This is a genomic window from Prevotella sp. P5-50 (assembly GCF_002251295.1).
Lineage (GTDB): Bacteria > Bacteroidota > Bacteroidia > Bacteroidales > Bacteroidaceae > Prevotella.
Window position 1 is genome coordinate 76118 of record NZ_NPJA01000022.1, and the last position, 19338, is coordinate 95455.

General features: G+C 49.6%; 17 protein-coding genes. 5 read left to right on the forward strand and 12 right to left on the reverse strand.

Annotated elements, in window-relative coordinates; genetic code table 11:
- Positions 1-33: 33 nt before the first annotated feature.
- Both CIK88_RS06015 and CIK88_RS06020 read left to right on the forward strand, forming a co-directional pair.
- Positions 34-1851, forward strand: coding sequence for an aminotransferase class I/II-fold pyridoxal phosphate-dependent enzyme (locus tag CIK88_RS06015; protein WP_094435207.1), 1818 nt, complete (start codon positions 34-36; stop codon positions 1849-1851).
- A complete protein-coding gene (locus CIK88_RS06020) occupies positions 1848-2870 on the forward strand; it encodes an NAD/NADP-dependent octopine/nopaline dehydrogenase family protein (protein WP_094435209.1) in 1023 nt (340 codons plus the stop codon). The genes CIK88_RS06015 and CIK88_RS06020 overlap by 4 nt, the downstream gene beginning before the upstream one ends.
- 175 nt (positions 2871-3045) lie before the next feature.
- Here CIK88_RS06020 and CIK88_RS06025 read toward each other — a convergent pair whose 3' ends face one another.
- The gene (locus tag CIK88_RS06025) at positions 3046-3828 is read right to left on the reverse strand and encodes a phosphorylcholine transferase LicD (protein ID WP_158214649.1); all 783 of its coding nucleotides are present in this window, start codon (positions 3826-3828) and stop codon (positions 3046-3048) included.
- A gap of 92 nt (positions 3829-3920) precedes the next feature.
- Here CIK88_RS06025 and CIK88_RS06030 point away from each other — a divergent pair, with 92 nt between their 5' ends.
- From CIK88_RS06030 to CIK88_RS06040, 3 genes are read left to right on the forward strand one after another with little or no spacing between them, the layout of a single operon-like run.
- Positions 3921-5366, forward strand: coding sequence for a lipopolysaccharide biosynthesis protein (locus CIK88_RS06030; protein ID WP_094389694.1), 1446 nt, complete (start codon positions 3921-3923; stop codon positions 5364-5366).
- Entirely contained in the window at positions 5363-6280 is a 918-nt protein-coding gene (locus CIK88_RS06035; protein WP_094435213.1) for a glycosyltransferase family 2 protein, read from the forward strand. Before CIK88_RS06030 ends, CIK88_RS06035 begins: the two co-directional genes overlap by 4 nt.
- Positions 6277-7293: a hemolysin activation protein gene (locus CIK88_RS06040; protein WP_094389692.1), complete on the forward strand. Its 1017-nt coding sequence runs from the start codon at positions 6277-6279 to the stop codon at positions 7291-7293. Before CIK88_RS06035 ends, CIK88_RS06040 begins: the two co-directional genes overlap by 4 nt.
- Positions 7294-7387: 94 nt before the next feature.
- Here the strand turns inward: CIK88_RS06040 and CIK88_RS06045 are convergent, their stop codons facing one another.
- From CIK88_RS06045 to CIK88_RS06095, 11 genes are all read right to left on the reverse strand, one after another.
- Positions 7388-8503 carry a glycoside hydrolase family 5 protein gene (locus CIK88_RS06045; RefSeq protein WP_094435215.1) on the reverse strand — a complete coding sequence of 372 codons (1116 nt, stop codon included), beginning with the start codon at positions 8501-8503 and terminating at the stop codon, positions 7388-7390.
- Between the two features lie 653 nt (positions 8504-9156).
- On the reverse strand, positions 9157-10572 hold the full coding sequence (locus CIK88_RS06050; RefSeq protein ID WP_094435217.1) for a DUF6080 domain-containing protein: 1416 nt from the start codon (positions 10570-10572) through the stop codon (positions 9157-9159).
- Positions 10573-10609: 37 nt separating this feature from the next.
- A complete protein-coding gene (locus CIK88_RS06055) occupies positions 10610-11974 on the reverse strand; it encodes a DUF6080 domain-containing protein (RefSeq protein WP_094435219.1) in 1365 nt (454 codons plus the stop codon).
- On the reverse strand, positions 11971-12555 hold the full coding sequence (locus CIK88_RS06060; RefSeq protein ID WP_094389877.1) for an HAD family hydrolase: 585 nt from the start codon (positions 12553-12555) through the stop codon (positions 11971-11973). Before CIK88_RS06060 ends, CIK88_RS06055 begins: the two co-directional genes overlap by 4 nt.
- A complete protein-coding gene (locus CIK88_RS06065) occupies positions 12552-13538 on the reverse strand; it encodes an acyltransferase (protein ID WP_094389797.1) in 987 nt (328 codons plus the stop codon). Before CIK88_RS06065 ends, CIK88_RS06060 begins: the two co-directional genes overlap by 4 nt.
- Position 13539: 1 nt before the next feature.
- A complete protein-coding gene (locus CIK88_RS06070) occupies positions 13540-14622 on the reverse strand; it encodes an acyltransferase (protein WP_094435221.1) in 1083 nt (360 codons plus the stop codon).
- The gene (locus tag CIK88_RS06075; protein WP_094389799.1) at positions 14622-16436 is read right to left on the reverse strand and encodes a phosphoethanolamine transferase; all 1815 of its coding nucleotides are present in this window, start codon (positions 16434-16436) and stop codon (positions 14622-14624) included. The genes CIK88_RS06070 and CIK88_RS06075 overlap by 1 nt, the downstream gene beginning before the upstream one ends.
- Before the next feature lie 30 nt (positions 16437-16466).
- The gene (gene nadD, locus CIK88_RS06080) at positions 16467-17048 is read right to left on the reverse strand and encodes a nicotinate (nicotinamide) nucleotide adenylyltransferase (protein WP_094435223.1); all 582 of its coding nucleotides are present in this window, start codon (positions 17046-17048) and stop codon (positions 16467-16469) included.
- Positions 17045-17614, reverse strand: a complete 570-nt coding sequence (gene gmk / locus CIK88_RS06085; RefSeq protein WP_094389801.1) for a guanylate kinase — start codon at positions 17612-17614, stop codon at positions 17045-17047. The genes nadD and gmk overlap by 4 nt, the downstream gene beginning before the upstream one ends.
- A gap of 7 nt (positions 17615-17621) precedes the next feature.
- Positions 17622-18497, reverse strand: coding sequence for a YicC/YloC family endoribonuclease (locus tag CIK88_RS06090; RefSeq protein ID WP_094389802.1), 876 nt, complete (start codon positions 18495-18497; stop codon positions 17622-17624).
- Positions 18498-18830: 333 nt separating this feature from the next.
- Complete coding sequence (locus CIK88_RS06095; RefSeq protein ID WP_144269585.1) at positions 18831-19271, reverse strand: hypothetical protein; 441 nt, start codon at positions 19269-19271, stop codon at positions 18831-18833.
- Positions 19272-19338 lie beyond the last annotated feature (67 nt).

Below are 19338 nucleotides of genomic sequence, written 5' to 3' on the forward strand. Positions count from 1 at the left end.
TAATCTCTATCAACACTCCCTAATACTCCACAGATGCAGGCTATCATCCTGGCGGCTGGCATGGGCCGCAGACTTGGCGAACTGACCCGCGACAACACCAAATGTATGGTGTCTGTCAATGGTGTGCGCCTCATCGACCGTTTACTCGGTCAACTTGCCACGCTGTCGCTCACTCGCGTCATCATCGTGGTGGGTTACAAAGGCGATGAATTGCGCCAGTATATCGGCCACCGATACGACGGACGCCTCAACATCGAATATGCCGAGAACCCCATCTACGACAAGACCAACAATATCTATTCCTTGTCGATGGTGAAGCAACAGATGACTGAAGACGACACGTTGCTCATCGAGAGCGACCTCATTTTCAGCGACCAGTTGTTCCGAATGATTCTCGACAACCCCTATCCAAACCTTGCCCTCGTTGCCAAATACGAGACATGGATGGACGGTACGATGGTAAGGATGGATAGCGATTACAACATTGTGAACTTCGTGCCGAAGAAAGCCTTCAGCTATGCCGATGTTGACCAATACTACAAGACGGTCAATATCTATAAGTTCTCGCGCGAGTTCTCATGCCATAAATACGTGCCTTTCCTTGAAGCCTACTGTTCTGCATTAGGCAACAACGAGTATTACGAGCAAGTGTTGCGCGTCATCACCCTTCTCGACAATGCCGAGCTCAAGGCTTTACCCATCGGCAACGAGAAGTGGTACGAGATAGACGATATTCAAGATTTGGATATTGCCGAGACCATTTTTGCCGAAGGCGATGAGATGCTCCATCGTTTCAACTATCGCTACGGTGGTCACTGGCGCTTCCCTAAGATGCTCGACTATTGCTATCTGGTCAATCCCTACTTCCCCACCACTCGCATGAAAGATGAGTTGCGTGCCAATTTCGACACGCTACTGACCGAATACCCATCGGGTATGTTTGTCAACTCACTTCTTGCCGGCAAGTATTTCGGCATCCGCCAACAGTATGTTGTCGTGGGCAACGGTGCAGCCGAACTCATCAAGAGCATGATGGAACATGTGGAAGGACGCATCGGTGTGGTCTATCCCACCTTTGAGGAATATCCCCACCGCCTGCAACCCGAACAGATTGTGGCTTATCAGCCCGATCCACAGACCTTATCATATACTGCCGACGACCTCATCAACTTCTATGATGAGCATCCCATCGACAATCTGTTGCTCATCAATCCAGACAACCCTTCTGGCAATTTCATCCCAATGGATGGTTTGCTGCAACTCATCGAGTGGGCCAAACAAAAACATATCCGACTGGTCATCGACGAGTCGTTTGTGGATTTCAGCGATGATTTCGAACACAACACCCTATTGCGCAACGACCTGTTGGAGCAGTACGACGGTCTTATCGTAGTGAAGAGCATCAGCAAATCGTATGGTGTTCCCGGACTGCGCTTAGGCATCTTGGCATCTGCCGACAGCAGCCTCATCCAGTATATCAAGCGCGATGTCAGCATCTGGAACATCAACTCGTTTGGCGAGTTCTACATGCAGATATTCGGCAAATACGAGAAAGACTATATGGCAGCCTGCCACCGTTTCATTGCCGAGCGCAACCGCTTCGGTAAGTTGCTTCAGCAGATACCCTATCTGCGTGTGTTGCCTACACAAGCCAACTTCTTCTGCTGTCAGGTGACCGACCGCTATTCTTCTGCCGAACTGACCAAGCAACTCCTGTCGCGCTTCAATATCATGATCAAGGACTGTGATTCGAAGAACGGACTCAAGGGTCGCAACTTCATCCGCCTGTCGGTACGCGCTACCGAAGATAACGACCGGCTCATCGAAGCATTCCATATTCTCGCACAATGAAACGCATCTGTATCTGTGGCGGTGGCAATCTCGGACATGTAGTGGCTGGTTTTCTGGCTGCCAACGGCTGTGAGCTCACTCTACTCACCCGTCATCCCGAACGCTGGAGCCATACCCTCCACATCACGACTCCTGAAGGAACAACCCTTGAAGGACATCTTTCCACCATCAGTTCCACAGCCTCCGATGTGGTACCGCAGGCAGATATGCTACTTCTTGCCCAACCAGGTTTTGCCATCAGAAGTGTGTTAAGCGAACTGCGCGACGTTCTCCGCCCCGGCATCCCCGTGGGAAGTATCGTCAGCAGCACAGGTTTCTTTTTCGAAGCCATGTCACTTCTTCCTTCCACCACTCCCCTTTTTGGTTTTCAGCGTGTGCCCTTCATCGCCCGTACTGAGGTCTATGGACACAGTGCCCACCTGTTGGGTTACAAGTCGTCGCTGAATCTTGCCGTAGAAAGGGCAAGTAGAGAAGATGCCAACCGCATTGCCAGCGAGATACAACAACTATTCCATTGTCCCACACATCTATTGGCATCCCACTATGAAGCCAGTCTGACCAACAGCAATCCATTGCTCCACACCTCACGTCTTTACGACCTGTGGCACAACTGGCAAGAGGGCATCACCTACGAAAGCATACCAGAATTTTATTCCAACTGGACCGACAATGCCTCATCACTACTGATAGCGATGGATGCCGAGTTCATGCAATTGCTCGACAAGTTGCAGGTGACACCGGGTGCCATCCCCACCATTCTCGATTATTACGAGAGTACCGATGCACCATCGCTCACTCACAAACTACAGTCGATAGCAGCCTTCAAGGGCATTATGTCACCAATGGAAAAAGTCGGCACTACCTATATCCCCGACTTTCACAGCCGTTATTTCACAGAAGATTTCCCTTATGGTCTTGCCATTATCCATCGGCTGATACATGAGCACAACATCCCTGCGCCCCATATTGACCAAGTCTATGACTGGGGCATGAATCTCATCAGCCGATACAGCGACTGATCCTTTACGCCTTTCAGTCTTTACCAACGCGTAAAGAGAGGCGCCCATAAAATTCAGTTTTTCTAAAAATTTCGACCACTCGACCACCCATCACGATAACCATCTGTGGTATAATAGATTGCCGGTGGTCGATAGTTAACTGATCGACCACCCATCGACCACCGACATAAGGGTATTACAACCAATAGGCTTCAAACTTGTGGGTGACGCGCTGGTCCTCTGGCGGGAGAGCCATATAGTCGCCATAGGTATGTTCCAGATAGTCGCGATACCCCACCATCGCCTTGTAGGTACGGTCTTCAAACGGCATATCGACCACCGTAGCCATATCTTCTGCGGGGAAACATCCCTTCATCTTCGGTCCCGCCTCGGTCATGTTGCATAGCGTTTCCGTAGGCGTTTTAAGCACGATAAGTTGTCTGATCCATCGTTCTATCATCGCCACAGATATGGGCAACAGCCGATAGACCCAATAGGCAAGTTGCGAATGGAGCGGATTGTCGTTTGAAATCTTGCAACGGCGTATTTTGTAGAGCAGTTTTTTCCATTTGAACACCCGTTGCCGCCGCTTCATATCATCCGTCACATAATCCACGGGAAACACATCGATATATACCCCAATCTCGTAGCCCTTTGTTTCTTTCTCCACCATACGTGTGCGCTGATCGACCACTTTGGCAAAGGTATAATAATAATGCGACTCCTTGTTGGGATCGAACACCCGATAACGTCCTTCCTGATCAGCATAGCTGGCAAGGAAACGCTCATAGTCTTCTCTCGGCATATAGATGTCAATATCGTCGTCCCAAGGTATGTATCCCCCATGTCGCACCGCACCTATGAGCGTTCCGCTCGATAGCGAATAGCGCAGGTGATGTGTGTTGCAGAATCGATCGACGTCGTCGAGTATTCCCATCTGCAAACTTCGCAGTTCTTTGATATCTGTGATTTGTTGCATAGTCATTGCCTTATATTATAGGACAAAAGTACTATAAATATTTTGAACTTAAAACAATTATGCGTATTTTTGCATAATAAAACCGACGCGACATGGCAGAATCACTGAAAGACAAGACCGCCAAGGGTCTCATGTGGGGAGCGCTGAACAGTGGCACAACGCAACTGCTCAACCTCTTTTTCGGTATCTTTCTCGGTCGTCTGCTCTCTCCTGCCGACTACGGTTTGGTGGGTGTATTGAGTATCTTCTCGCTCATTGCCGGCAATTTACAGTCGAGCGGCTTCTCCACTGCCGTTGTCAACATGAAAGCGCCGCAACATCGCGACTACAATGCGGTATTCTGGTTCAACGTGTTGATGAGTGCCTGCCTCTACGGTGTATTATTCTTCTGTGCTCCGCTCATTGCCCTTTTCTTCCATCAACCAGAGTTGACGGTGCTGTCGCGCGTGGTCTTTCTGTCGTTCTTCATTTCTTCGTTTGGCATCTCTATGAATGCCTACATGACCAAGAATATGATGCAGCGCGAGATGGCTATTGTTTCTATAGCCGCCCTTATCATTTCGGGCATCACCGCCATCAGCATGGCACTGGCAGGGATGACCTATTGGAGTATAGCTGCCCAACAGGTTGTCAACAGTCTGGTATTGGTATTAGGTCGATTGTTCTTCATCAAGTGGCGTCCCACGTTTGATTTTGACTTCACGCCCATTCGCCAGACCTTCAGTTTCAGTATGAAAATCCTCGTCACGATGGTCATCACCACCGTTAGCAACAATATGTTGACCGTTATCTTCGGTAATATGTTGGGCATGCGCACAACGGGCAACTTCTTTCAAGCCAGCAAATGGAACACGATGGCCCATTCGCTCATCAGCAATACCGTGATGCAGGTGGCTCAACCTGTATTGGTGGAAATCCGCAACGAGCAGGAACGCGAGATCCGTATCTTCCGCAAAATGCTGCGCTTCACAGCCTTTTTCGCCTTTCCCGCCCTATTGGGTCTCTCGTTGGTGAGTCGCGAATTTATTGTGACCACCATTGGTGAAGGATGGCTTGATGCTGTACCCATCTTACAGATTCTTTGCATTGGCGGCGCCTTCATGCCGTTTTACACGCTCTATCAGAATCTCGTAATCAGTCACGGACGTTCAGATATCAACATGTGGCTCAACATTCTGCAGATAGCCATACAACTGGGCATCATCATAGCCCTCAGCCACATGGGCGTACTGCACATGGTAGCAGCCTATACTGTGTTTAATATCGTATGGTTGGGAGTTTGGCAGATGGCAGCTCATCGGTTGACAGGCCTTCGCTTCATGCAGGTGTTTGCCGACCTCACACCGTTTTTCTTTGCCGCAGCCTTTGTCATGATAGCCACCCATTATGCCACATCGTGGATGACTATCGCCCCACTTCTGCTGTTGGCGCGCGTTGTTGTGGCAGGCATACTCTATCTTGTCGTCATGAAACTCGCCCATGCACAGATACTCGACGAGTGTCTGCACTATGTCACACATAAACATCATCAGGCATGAAAATATCCGTCATCGTACCTATATATAATAAGGTGGAATACATCGAACGCTGTTTCCGCCAGTTGCTCGCCCAAGATATGGACGATATAGAGGTTGTGGCTGTTGACGACGGCAGTACCGACGGGTCGGGCGACCTATGCGACAAACTCTCTGGCGATGCCCGCCTTCGGGTGTTCCACACGCCTAATCAAGGTGTGACAGCCGCCCGCCGCTATGGTGTGGAGCAAGCGCAAGGCGAGTATATCGTTTTTGTGGATAGCGATGACGAGCTCCTTCCGGGTGCCCTTCGCACACTCTACGATGCCATTAGCCAGACTTCAGCCGATGAAGTGATAGCCACCTTCTGCACCCACAACGGCATTCAGTCGCCTGTGGTCTATCAGGGTGAGGTCAATCCCACCGATTTGGTGCGTGCCATCATAGCCGGCAAGAATCGGTTTCCCGTGTTGTGGGCAGCCATTTTCCGCCGTACTATCTTGGAAGGATGCCTCGACACACCGCGCGACATCATTGAGGGTGAGGACAAACTGATGCAGGTGATGGTGCTGATGAAGCGCCCCAGGGTGTGGTTCATCACCGATTGCGTCTATCGCTATACGCTGGGCGTGCCCAACACACGGCGCCGCACTCTGGAACGCGAGATGCTCTACGACCGTCTGCTGCGTCAGACGCTTGCCCCGCAATGGTCTGAACTGCACAGCGCCTTTGTGCTTCACCAGTTGAAGGAATACGAGAAATTCATCTGCGACGGACACATGGAGGTCCGCCACAACTACTATATCAAGGCCATCGGCACACTGCCGGCAGGCATTCCGCTCTACGACCGTGTGGTATGGGCATTGCCTCCGCTGCTCAGCCGACCTGTTATCAAACTCTATCGAACCATCATACAAATCAAACAACATCGATTATGAAGTATCCCGCACAGACAGACATTGCCGTTCTCATGCTGTTTTTCAACCGTCCCGATAGTTTGAGAGTGGTATTTGAACAAGTACGTAAGGCACGCCCCACTCGCTTGTTTCTCTTTCAAGACGGTCCTCGCAACAAGAAGGACCTTCCTGCCATCATGGCATGTCGTGAGGTAGTGGCGGAAATAGACTGGGATTGTGATGTACACCGCAACTATCAGGAGCAGAACTTGGGTTGCATGACAGCAGGATTCACATCCCACCGGTGGGCTTTCTCGCTTGCCGACAAGTGTATTGTATTAGAGGACGATGTCGTACCGACCGTTTCTTTCTTCCGTTTCTGCAAGGAGATGCTCGACCGATATGAGCATGATGAGCGTATTACCATGGTTGCCGGTTACAACATGGACGAGGTCACACCCAACGTGCCCAACGACTATTTCTTCACTTCAGCCTTCTCCATTTGGGGCTGGGCATCGTGGAGTCGTGTGGTCAACCAGTGGGATGAGCACTATACGTTTATGGACGACAAGTATGATATGCAACTCTTGCGCAACCTCATCAAGCGTCGCAAGATAAAGAAAGACTTCATCCGCACCTGTCAACTGCATCGCAGTTCGGGTGTTCCTCAGTTTGAAACCATCTTCTGGGCATCGATGTTGTTCAATTCCGGACTATCTGTCATGCCTGTGAAGAATATGATTAGCAACGTAGGGGCCACCGATGAGTCAGCCCACTATTCTGCTTTCAAGACGTTGCCACGCGGTGTGCGTCGTCAGTTCACCATGAAGAGCCACGAGATAGAGTTTCCTTTGCGCCATCCCCACTATGTCATCGAGGATGTGACCTATAAGGAGCGCATGTATCGCTATAATGCCTGGGGCCATCCATGGATCAAGATCGGTCGGTCTATCGAGGAACTGCTGCTCAACCTGCGCTATGGCAATTTCAAGCAGATCAGCAAGGCTGTCACCCGCCGCTTCCATATATTGACAGGCACCGACAAGGAGATTTGACCGCTGAAGGCGGCATGTTTCCCTCGCTATACCATCAGAAAAGCGACAAGCAGAACCCTCTGTTTGTCGCTTTTCCAATAATAGCGGTGTTTTATCACTTCTCCATAAGCAGTTCTACAAGTGGGCGATCCTTGTAAGTATGACGTTTCTGATCCCAGAAACCAAAGTCGGCATCATAGCACCATGTGGCCCACGCAATATTATACTCTTTGAAGACAGACAGCATATCCTCCGTCCACCGATAGGCAAGATCGCGGTTAACAGGCTCATAAACGCCCCACTCTCCACAGAAGAGCTGTACACCGTATTTCTTTGCCACAGCAATAGCGTCACGAAAATCTTGGCAGATGCGTTCTCTATCCCACACCTTGGTATATGGTTCGAATGTCGGACGCAAGTCGGCAGGAATAGCCTCATAGTCCTGTTGTGAGATAAGCTGTCCGGGATAGTTTACCTTTCCCTTATACTTTCCAATGGGAGTCCAGGGTGCGCCATAGTGTGTGAGCACCATTGGCTCATAATAGTGGAAAGAGAGTATGATATTCTTATCACCCTCAGGAATACGCAGATATTTGAAAGTCCCCGTACCCTGCCACTTGTTTGAACCAACAACCAATGTGCGTTGTGGCTCGCGTTTGCGGAGAGCTTTATGTACTTTGAATATCAACTGATTCCATTGTTCATGGTCGTCAGCAACAGGTTCGTTCATAAACTCGTATGCCACGGCATCGTTGCTATAGGCTTTGAGCACGTCAGAGAGTTGATACCACATGTTGATAAAGTCCTGTTGCGCCTTATCAGAAGTGAATAGCACATTGGCATTTGCTTTTCCTTCGTTGACAGCATTGAAATGGTGGGTTCTAATGATATGTAGATCGACAATAGTGCGTAGGTGGTATTTGCCTGCCCAATCGAGTGCTTGGGTGAGAAGATGCCATGCTTCGGGCAGTTTGTTACCCGCTTCATCCCAAAACTGTTCTTCGTCAATAGGCAAACGTACAAAGTCGAAGCCCAGTTGCGCCAGTCGTGCGAAGTCGTCTTCTTGTATGTGGAGTCTGCGTGCAACGCCACGTTCATTACTTTGCGACAACCAGTGACTGACATTGGTGCCTCGTTTGATAGTGAAATTGTTGGTGCCTTCGGATGTAGCTGCTATTGCCGATAGGGTCATTGCTACGATAGCGATAGTGAAAAGTGCAATTCGTTTCATTTGTTAGTTATAATATGAAGTTAGTACTGGATGGACTACAAAATTACGAAAACAATTTGTAACAACACCACGAATTGCCATATTTTCTCTCGTCTTGCATTTCCCTACGTCCATTCCCCTACGTTTACAGCCATTGTTGGAAGCGAAGATAACTCGCTTGCCTACTGAATATTAGACCATCACAGACGGCACTTCCTTTAGCAAATTCATTGAATTTCCTCAGCAATTTCATTGAATTCCCTCTGCAATTTCATTGAATTTCCTCTGCAAATTCATTGAGATTGCTATCACAACCATGTTGCGTTGCATCGGCACATGACTTCTATGACGCTGCAAAGTACCATTTGTCGCACACCTTCCAAACGTGCACAAACCACCAACAGACAATATATTGCACTATCAGAAACAATACTTGCGTGAGCAAAACAATTTGATTTACTCAGCAAAACAATTTGATTTACTCAGCAAAACAATTTGATTTACTCAGCAAAACAATTTGATTTGCTCAGCAAAACAATTTGATTTGCTCAGCAAAACAATTTGATTTGCAGAGAAAGAGCCTGTCAACAGAAAAACTATGGACGCTGGATGGATATCTCATCCAACGTCCGTAAGTATCGTATAGGTAGTTTTTTTCAGTACGGTCACACGTTTCAGAGCGTTGCATTGATGGGCGACAGGAGGAAATCTACCAGCTGCACACCATTATAGAGAAGGAGGTAGATCGACAATACTGCGGTCAATAGGCGAAGCACCTGACGCGGTGTGCCCTGCAACCGATGGAACAATGCGGCTGTTGCAAAAGGCACTACGAAGAGCCAATGGGGGGCCATAATGAATATTTCGTTGATGCCGAAACCTAAAACGAGATGGATGCCCATGTCGAAAACAAAATATGATAGTGCCAACCACAACACTCTGTTGCGACGACCTACCCACAGTCCCACGATGAAAAGCAGTACGATGATGCCTTCAACCACATAGCTGATAGCCCAATCGTAGCGCACAAAGACGGGACGGAACACGAGCGTATCGCCCAGAAAATGCTGCTGGTGGAACTGTATGGCCTCGCCAAAGAGGTTTTCATAGGCTGTTTTCAGTCGCGGAGTGGTGGTATCGGTCCAGCTCAAGAAGCCCACTTTCTTCATCGGCTTACCTGTTTTGGCTGCCTGACGCGCAAGCACCTGATTGCGCTTCTGCTGTTTTTCCTCGGCTTTCTGACGTTCATCTACCGACAACGAAGCCATGAAACGCTGGCGTTCCTCTGCCTTTTTAGCCTTTGCGGCAGCCCGTTGCTGCTCTTTGGGCCATACGTAGGTGCGGTATTCCCAGCGCGAGAATCCCCATATCAATGCTGCCGGCAGCAGCACGCCAAGTAGCAAATGGCGCCAACGGAAGAACGAACGGCCATTGACCAATAGTGCCGAGAGGTAGGTCTTGATACCGTTGCTCAGCGTGACACCCGCTGTCACCACGAAAAGCAATGCGGTCTGCCACCACGACAGTTGTCGCCCGGCATGGATGCAACGGCCCGACACATAGACGGTGAGCAGCAGCAAGAACATCGAAATGGTGAAGTGGTCGGGCACAATGACCGACAACAGGATATATGCCATCGAGAAATAATACGCCGACAGCAGTGTGGCATCGCCCTTGGGCAAGAGGAAAAACTCGCGCATGATGCGATAGGTGAACAGATAGGAATAGAGCGAAGCTGCCACGAGTGGCAGTGCTACGACATATTGCACACAGTTGACACCCGTCAATGCACTCAACATAGCATTGATGAGGAACAGGGGCCAGATGAAAAATGCCAATAGCGGATGACGATAGACATTATAGACGGTGCCCCAATCGGTAACGCCAAGATAGGTCAAGGGGTCGTAGCCGGAGAGATGGAACTCGCGCATAAAGACTTTCCAATAGGGTCCGAAGCCTTCTTGCATAAACAGCGGGGAGAGTCGCGCAATAAACAAGCCGTTGAGTGCCACTATCACCAGCAGGACGATGAGTGCCATCCAGCGCTCTTCCTTACGAATCTTGAAAATGTCGTTGAATATACTTATCATACCAAATTTTTATTTTGTTGCTTGAGAAATCATACACTTATTCATACCAGAAGGCGGTAGATACGATGGGCTGCTGCATCCAGTCGAAAAGGAGAGCGAGGTTGTGGCTCACCAAATAGACCATCAGTGCCAACGTGACGCCACGTAGCGCCAACAGCCACCGACCGTGAGCTCGCACAAAGAGAAACGACAGGGCGATAGGTACCACATAAAGCCAATGGGCTGCCATGATATACACTTCGTTGATGGCGAAGCCCAAGCCGAGGTGCATCAGTGCATCGGGCACGATGCCCAACAGGCACATCCATAGCAAATGGTGGTGACGTCCCATCCAGATACCTGCCACAAAGAGCAAAAGCAGAAGCAGTGAAACGGCATAGCGCCACACCGACTGATAGGACAGCAATACCGGGCGATAACTCGTCAGCACATCGTCGAGCACGTGAGTTTCGTGGAACTGGATGGATTCGCCCCAGAGGTTTTCGGTCATCGTGTCCCATCGGGAGGTCGAGATATCGGTCCATCGGAGCAGTCCGCCCTGTCCCAGCGCCTTGCCTTTATGGATGACCCATGGCGCATGCTTATAGCGTTGATGGTTCTGGCGTGCTTTCGCCATCATCTCTGCCTTGTGTTCTTCGAAGTAGCGCTGCTGTTCCTGCTGTTTCGGATAAACATAGATTCGCTCCTCCAGCATGCCTGCTCCAACCATCAATGCCGATGGAACGACCACCGCCAAAAGGAAGTAACGCCACTGGAAGAAGCGACGCCCACGGGCTATCCATTCGGCGGCAAACACCTTGACACCATTGGTCAGTGTCACACCGGCGGTTGCTATAAAGAGCAGAGCGGTCTGCCAGGTTTTCAGCACACGGCCTTTCTGAGCTGCACCGCCTATCAAATAGATGGAAAGTAGGATGAGACAGAGCGACAAACTGAAATGGTCGGGCACGAAAAACGTGACCTGGATGTAGGCAAAACTAAAGAACAACAGGGTCAGCAGGGCGGCATCTTCGGCTACGACACCCACCAGTCGGTGGATGATGCGATAGAGCAACCATGCCGACACACAGCCGCTAAACCATACGATCATGGCGGATATATAGAGTGCGGCATTGAAGCCGAACAGCGACATGCCAACCTCGTTGACCGAAGCGGGCAATGCCATGAGATAGGGTAACAGCGGATGGCGCAACACATCATATTTCATGCCCCACTCGGTGAGTATCGCATAGTTGTTGGGATCAAAGCCAGAGACATGGAAGAGATACGACAAGCGCTTGGCATAGTCGGCGGCAACAACGGAAAACACCGCATCATACTTCATCACCATCAGCACGTTGAGCACCAACAGCAGCACGGCAACAACCGTCACCAGCATCTTTTCCACCTGTTTTTCTCTCATACTCGAAATGGTTTATAATGAGCCTCATCGGCAAAAGCAAGCATCTCACGGTCGCCACGGCTATCACCATAGGCGGTCAGGCGATATTGCTGGCGGTCGGGAAAGCGTTGCAACAGGCGGCGCACCTTCTCACTGCCATAGCAATTAGGGGTGAGAAAGCGACCGGTCAACCTGTCATGAGCCACCTCAACCTGTGTGCCGAGCACACAAACATGGGGGAAAAACGGCTGCACCCAGTTGTCGATAGAGGCACTGACGATGACCACCTGGCGGTCGGCATCGCAATCGCGTTGCAGCGATGCCATACCCTTTTCGCGCAGTATCGTGCGGTTGTCGGCAGCAAACTGCCGACAATGGCGGTCAAACTCCTGAAGCGTCATGCCTCGGAAGAAATGGGCAAACACCTTTTGCTTCGCTTTGTAGTTGGGATAACAGTGCAGTTTCATCAGCACCAACAAGGGCGAATAACACAGAAATCCCCACAGCATTGCCCATCGCCCATGCACATAACGGATGAAATCCAATAGCGAATCGCTCTTGGTCAGCGTTCCGTCGAAATCATATACCACTACTTCTTTCATAGCCATTGCAACAGTCGTTTCACAAATTGATGGAGCAACCACGCCAAGGGGATGGTCAGCACGATGGTCAACAGCGACGTGGGCCAGTAACCCAGATGGTAGGGACTGAGCCAAGCCATCACAAAGTGGTTGTGGATGAGATATGCCTCCAGACTCAATCCGCCGAAGAAAGCCCAGAAACGGTTGACGCGTTGGGGCAGTCGGCGAAATATTCTATTGAGCAACAGAATGGCTGTCAGCGTCAAAGGGATATAAATCATGCGCTCTACGAAAAGTGGGAAACGCCCGTGAGATACCTGTTCGAGATAGATGCACGATGCGAAACATGCCACAAAGGTGATCAGGGCAAGCCATACGGCAGCACCGTCGATGCGCACTTCACGACGTACCATTTCACCGAAATTGATGCCAAGAAAGAAGATGGGCACGCGGCTCCAGAAGATTTCCAGATGTCCCACAGCATGGTGGACGGGTATGATCCACTGCACCATGACACACCACAACACCATCAATACCACCGACCAACGATAGATGGGGTGCTTGGTGATGAGTTTCATATAAGGTGGTGCCCAGAGATAAAGCATCATGATGGCGGGAATATACCAAAAAGTCAGCTCGTCGTGAAGCCAGAAATTCCAGTTGATGGTGATATTGCCTATCAGATCGATGATACTCCCGGTTTGCGGATTGAAGCGTGGAATATAGTAGAGCGATGCCATGATGAGCCACGCAGGCAAGATGCGCAACAGGCGACGACGATAGAAACTCCAGGTGGAAGGTTGCTTCACCCAGGAGAACCAAAGGCCTATGCCACTAAGAAAGAGAAATATATCGACGCCGATATTGCCACAGCGACGGAGGCCAAAAAACAAATCGGTGCGGGGTAATCCCACATGGAAAAGGATGATGAAGAGCATGGCGGCTCCCATCAGTTCGCCTCGAAAACGGCTGATATTTGCCAGTTCGATGTCCTTGGTACGCATACTATTTATCGCTTTGGGGTTGTGGTATCTGGTCTATCAATAGTCGCACCGCCCACGAAGCACCGATGACCACTACGACATAGAGCATCAGTCCGTCGTAAAGGTCGCCTCGCCATGCCACGGTGATAAAGAGTTTGCGAATGATGGGGTGTGCCACAAACATGGCGGCTGACAGACCACCAAACCATGCCAACACATGGCCTGCACCTGCAGGTATGCTCTTGACAAATGCCACACTACCCACAATGGCAATAACAGGAACCCACAGCCATGTCTGGAAGGTGTAGCTCATGACAAAAAGCAATATCAGCGACACCAGCAATATCACAGTCCAGACACCGCGTCCCCATAGGGGCATCGCCTTGCGCCACTGCTCATAGCGTGCCCAGAGGATGCCCATGCCGAAGGGCACCATGCCGCCAATGAAGTTATAGCGCAGTCGATTGAGGGTCTCGCCCTCTGGGTCGCATACCATTTGAAGAATCCAGCAGACTGCCATCAGCGCTACGGTCCATCCGTAATGGCGGCGATAGAGCAGGAAACGATAGACGATATAGAGTTCTATCATCAGTCCGAAGAACCAATAGATGCCGGGCCAGATGATTTTATCGGGTGTGGGCAACACATTGATATACATCACCAACTGTGCCACTACATGATTCCAATGGAAGTGGAAACGCCCCGGAGTGACGGCATCGACCATGAGAAAGATGGTGAAACCCACGATGAGCATGCGCAAGAGTTTGAGATAATGGTAGCGCACAAACGACAAGCGGCGATCCAATGAATCGGCAGGGGCACTGCCACGCTCGTATTTCATCACCAGTCCGAAACCGCTGAGAAAGAGGAATACGGGTACACCGTAATGGCCAAAATACGAGAAAAGATGGGCAGGAAGCAGACTGTCGGGACTGGACAGCGCTTGCATCAGGCGGTCATTATTAGAGGTGAAAAACTGATACTCATTCTCCTTGACTATCGATCCCACGAAGTGACAATAGTTATGGAGCACGATGGCGATGATGGCGAGACCGCGCAAGGCGGCGCATTCGGTGCGCGTAAGGAGCGTAGGAGTGGTTTTCATCAGCGTGATGTCTTGTTCAGATGGTTATAATCGGTGGTCATCTTCAGCACTCGTGGCCGTTGGGTGTTATACTCGGCATTGAGCACATCATAGTCTTTACGATAGTAATTGGAGTGGATGCCACCAAGGAAAAGCAACGTATGGGGCAGCGCATCGGTCATCAGCGGACGGTGGCGATACTCCTGTATGGCTTTCCATCCGTAGGGATGGGTCATGCGGTATTCATCGGAAGCCCATATCCAGAAAGGTATCTCAAATTCCTCGCGTGCCAACCGATAGTCGATATCGGCAGAATGCATGCGACCATAGAAGGGAAGACTGCCGTTGAAGCACTCCTCACCATGGTCGGGCACATAGATGACGATGGCATTTTCGTTTTCAAAGCGACGGATAATCTGATCGACCACAGAGTCGTTGTAGAGCACAGCATTATCATAGTCGGCATTGATCTGCTGACGTTGTGGCGACAAGTCTGTGCGGTTATAGTCGGCAGGAGTAAACTTCCGACGGGTTTTCATCGGGAAGCGCGCACGGTAATCGACGTGCTGGCCCATGAGATGGAAGATGGTGAGCTGGTGGGGATAGCGTTTCTTTGCCACCATGCGGTCGTAGTCTTCAAGCAATCCTTCGTCGTAGCGATGGAGTTTGGAGTTGCGCTCGTCGAAGAGTGCACGGCTCAGCGTGGGATTGTTTAAGAAGAAGCCGCCACTGAAGTCATATACTTCTTCACCCGATTTGGGTAGGAATTGATTGGTAAGGAACTTCACGTGATAGCCAGCTTTGCGGAAAACCTGCGGAAAGAGCGGACTGTCACACCACTCTCCATCGTCGCCAATACAGTGAAGTGAGAACATGTGCTTGAAAACAAAGCTTGTCAAGTTCCATGGAGCTACCACATCGGTGAACGCCACAAGGGTGCTATCCTGCATGCGCTGTAGCTGTCGGGGGGTAGTGGGCCGCTGGTAGCCATAGAGTTGAGAGCGATGACGGTTGTAACTCTCGCCGATGATGAGTACGATCTGCGGACTACGGAAGTCGCAACTCTCTACGCTGACATGCTCGGAAGTGGCAAGAAGACGATCCACCTGCTTCGCTGCCAATCGGTTGGCATAGAGACTAAACATCAAACGGTAGATGGGGAGATAGAGATTGGCACACCCCTTTTGGGTCAGTTCGTGTTCCACCTCTCCCAGATTGTGCTTGCTCATCAGGCGTACCGTGGCACACTTATTGTCCCAACAACGGGAACCGCAATGGATGAAAAAGGCAAAGGCAGCGATTCCTGCCAGTGCACTGAGCGTCCATACCACTGGGGGAGCGAGTCGTGGACCAACCATTTTATTGCTCCGCAACTGTTGTGCCACCATATTCCATGCCAGATGGAGCAGCGCGATAAGCAGTATGAGTCCTGTTTTAGAGGTGATGAGATCCCATCCGACGTAAGATTGCAGAAACTCGCCGGCTTCGCGTCCGGTGGTTTCGAAGAAGAGCATCAGCATAGTGGGGGTCAAAGTGGATTCGAAATGCACATAGCAGAACATGTCGATGAGTGCCACCGCATAGAATATGAAAGCCAGAACGGCACGGATGACACGGCGCACTTTACGCGGGATTACCGCCAGAATAGCACACAACAGATAGAGATCGAAAAACAATTCGACTGCCGACAACTCGTAGGGAACGGCACCGCGCAGGTGCAGTCGTATCTCTGTCTGTGTGCAGCAATATCCTAATGCATACATGAAGACAAAGAAGGAGGCATTGGATCGGATAGGCCTCCAAAGCATGCTGATGATTCGCAACAATTTCTCCATGATGATAATTTACTTATTTTTAGTTATCGTTTATTGATGATAGAATCGTTCTACGTCGGCAATAATACTATCGGGCACCATTCCAATGATGCTTTCGCCTCGTTGTATGCGGGCTCTGATGGCGGTGCTCGACACGTCAAGGAGCGGTGCATTTACCACGGTGAGGTGACAACAGGCATGGTCATCGTCGGCAGGAACCATCGTACTTCCGGGGCGTGGATAAACGATGATGGGGTATTTCCTACGGATGTCGTCAGCGCGATACCAGCGATTGAAGAGATCCCAATTATCGCCTCCGATGATGAGCGAAAACGTATGGTCGGGAAAATCGGCGGTCAATGCCTCGAGAAGATTCCAAGTATAGGACGGTCGTGGCATGTGCATTTCGTAGTCGCTGACGTTGATATGAGGGTGACCCTGAAGGGCTTTCTCAGCCAATACCAGTCGCTTCTGGTCATCAAGCAAGTCGTTTTGCTGCTTCAGGGGATTGTGGGGTGACACCATCAGCCATATCTCATCGAGGCTGGTGTGGCGGAGAATCTCTTCCGCGAGTGCCACATGTCCACAGTGGATAGGGTTGAACGACCCTCCAAAGATGCCGATATGCTTCATCCGAGGAAGTCTTTGAGCAGTCGGAGTGCCTCTTGTTTGGCTGTTTCGAGGTCGTCGTTGACCACGATATGGTCAAATTTCGGGGCGAAGGTCAATTCGTATTCTGCCTTATCCAAACGCTGTTGGATGGCTTCGGGAGTATCGGTGGCGCGTCCTTCAAGGCGGCGGCGCAGTTCTTCTACCGATGGGGGTTGGATGAAAAGGCTCATGGCTTCATCGCCATAATACTTCTTGATGTTTACTCCACCCTTCACATCGACGTCGAAGACGACATTCTGGCCTGCTTCACGCTGGCGTTCCACCTGTGCTTTGAGTGTTCCATAGAAGCGGTCGGTATAGACCTCTTCATATTCAAGAAACTCGCCATTGGCTATTTTCTGACGGAATTCGTCGGGTTGCAGAAAGAAATAATCCACTCCATCCTGCTCTGTTCCGCGTGGTTGGCGACTGGTGCAGGATACGGAGAAATAGAGCTTCAGCTCTGGATGTTGCTCCATCAGCCAACGCACGATAGTCGATTTGCCGCTGCCGGATGGGGCTGAAACGATGATGAGCTTTCCTTTCATAGGCGATTTAGAGTGCGTTGAGCACTTGTTCTTTGATTTGTTCCAATTCGTCTTTCATCTTCACCACAATGTTCTGCATCTCTGCCTGATTGCTTTTCGAACCGGTGGTATTGATTTCGCGACCCATCTCTTGGGCGATAAAGCCGAGCTTTTTACCCTGTCCGGCATGGTCTGCCATGGTTTCGCGGAAATATTTCAGATGGTTTGCCAAGCGCTGTTTCTCTTCGCTGATATCCAGTTTCTCGATATAGTAGATGAGTTCTTGTTCCAAACGGTTTTTGTCGTATTCGGCAGAAGGTATCTGTTTGAGTCCATCTACAATGCGAGTACGAATCTTCTCCACACGACTTTTCTCGTAGGGTTCGATGCTTTGGAGCAGTGCTTCGATATTGTCGATCTTCTCAGCAAACTTCTTTTGCAGAGCTGCACCTTCCTGAATACGGAAGTCAACAAGGTTTTTGATGGCCTGCTCGACTGCTTGTCGTGCCACTTCCCACTCTTCATCGGTCAGTGTTTCCACTTCTGTCTTTGCCATAACATCGGGCATGCGGGTCAGTGTCTGCAACCAATCCACCTGCTGTCCGATAGCATTAGCCTCAACAAAAGAGCGCAACTGATCGTAATAGTTCTGCATCAATGCGGTGTTGATGGTAGTGGCATCAACTGTGACATCCTTTTCTACCCAGAGTGACATTTCCACTTTTCCGCGCAGCAAATGCTTTGCTATGAGTTGGCGCACCTCCATTTCTTTCTCACGATAGAGTGGTGCTATACGAGTGGTTAGGTCAAGTTGCTTGGAATTGAGCGACTTGATTTCCACATTAATCTTCTTTTCTTTGAATGCTACTACGGCTTTACCGTAGCCTGTCATTGACTGTATCATGCTGTCGTTATCGTTTTTTCGAGCAATTGTTATCTGTTGCTACACTCTTGTTTACCTAATATTATTCTTATAGTACAAATCTCTTTCTCTATAATATTAGGTGCAAAGGTAGTGCAAACCGAGCGAAATACAAAGAAAAATACCTTTTTTTCTTTTATTCAGAGGTTCCAACAAAGTATGCACATCGTAATTACCGAATATATACTACGTTTTAGTCCGATGCAGAGAGTTATGGTTCTCTGCCTCGGACTAATAGGTATTATCGCCTTATACCATACGGTTTTGTATCACAAAACCGTATGGTAGGCTCCACTAAAGAAACGGCAAAAGGGATTAATCATACATTTTTCTTTGAAAGCCACCTGTTGCAGATTCCTCATATTCATGACCGTCATTCCCTGTATAGGTATTCATACCTGTTTTACGAACTCTGACGGAATGACCATATTGATCGCTGATTAATATCTCATCATCATCATCTGATTTTCTTTTTGATGATTTTTTAGATCCTCTATCTGAGAAGAATATCAACGGTATAATAACCAAAACGAATATGGACGCTATCATTGTCAAGTATAGCATCTCAACAACAGCTGCTCTGAAACTACCGAGTTGCTTTGTTCGCAAGAGAAGTAAAAGGACTTGATATACCAAGAGTGCCCCTACCATGATATCCAGATTAGAGGTAAAGTAATAGGTGATGCCACATACTGTGGCCGCTATAAGTGGGCGAAAACACTTTGCTCCTATATCTGCAACATCCATATCAGCCATCTTATCGAACATGCCTGGGACATCTACACCAAAGAATGCAAACAGTATATAGCCTCAATGTATCATA

What these genes read in the sequence shown, in the direction of transcription:
- nadD (WP_094435223.1), bottom strand. Translation starts at nt 17,048, where the DNA reads ATGAAGCATATCGGCATCTTTGGAGGGTCGTTCAACCCTATCCACTGT.
- CIK88_RS06095 (WP_144269585.1), bottom strand. Translation starts at nt 19,271, where the DNA reads ATGGCTGATATGGATGTTGCAGATATAGGAGCAAAGTGTTTTCGCCCA.
- CIK88_RS06075 (WP_094389799.1), bottom strand. Translation starts at nt 16,436, where the DNA reads ATGGAGAAATTGTTGCGAATCATCAGCATGCTTTGGAGGCCTATCCGA.
- CIK88_RS06040 (WP_094389692.1), top strand. Translation starts at nt 6,277, where the DNA reads ATGAAGTATCCCGCACAGACAGACATTGCCGTTCTCATGCTGTTTTTC.
- CIK88_RS06030 (WP_094389694.1), top strand. Translation starts at nt 3,921, where the DNA reads ATGGCAGAATCACTGAAAGACAAGACCGCCAAGGGTCTCATGTGGGGA.
- CIK88_RS06045 (WP_094435215.1), bottom strand. Translation starts at nt 8,503, where the DNA reads ATGAAACGAATTGCACTTTTCACTATCGCTATCGTAGCAATGACCCTA.
- CIK88_RS06035 (WP_094435213.1), top strand. Translation starts at nt 5,363, where the DNA reads ATGAAAATATCCGTCATCGTACCTATATATAATAAGGTGGAATACATC.
- CIK88_RS06020 (WP_094435209.1), top strand. Translation starts at nt 1,848, where the DNA reads ATGAAACGCATCTGTATCTGTGGCGGTGGCAATCTCGGACATGTAGTG.
- CIK88_RS06070 (WP_094435221.1), bottom strand. Translation starts at nt 14,622, where the DNA reads ATGAAAACCACTCCTACGCTCCTTACGCGCACCGAATGCGCCGCCTTG.
- CIK88_RS06055 (WP_094435219.1), bottom strand. Translation starts at nt 11,974, where the DNA reads ATGAGAGAAAAACAGGTGGAAAAGATGCTGGTGACGGTTGTTGCCGTG.
- CIK88_RS06015 (WP_094435207.1), top strand. Translation starts at nt 34, where the DNA reads ATGCAGGCTATCATCCTGGCGGCTGGCATGGGCCGCAGACTTGGCGAA.
- CIK88_RS06090 (WP_094389802.1), bottom strand. Translation starts at nt 18,497, where the DNA reads ATGATACAGTCAATGACAGGCTACGGTAAAGCCGTAGTAGCATTCAAA.
- CIK88_RS06050 (WP_094435217.1), bottom strand. Translation starts at nt 10,572, where the DNA reads ATGATAAGTATATTCAACGACATTTTCAAGATTCGTAAGGAAGAGCGC.
- CIK88_RS06060 (WP_094389877.1), bottom strand. Translation starts at nt 12,555, where the DNA reads ATGAAAGAAGTAGTGGTATATGATTTCGACGGAACGCTGACCAAGAGC.
- CIK88_RS06065 (WP_094389797.1), bottom strand. Translation starts at nt 13,538, where the DNA reads ATGCGTACCAAGGACATCGAACTGGCAAATATCAGCCGTTTTCGAGGC.
- gmk (WP_094389801.1), bottom strand. Translation starts at nt 17,614, where the DNA reads ATGAAAGGAAAGCTCATCATCGTTTCAGCCCCATCCGGCAGCGGCAAA.
- CIK88_RS06025 (WP_158214649.1), bottom strand. Translation starts at nt 3,828, where the DNA reads ATGCAACAAATCACAGATATCAAAGAACTGCGAAGTTTGCAGATGGGA.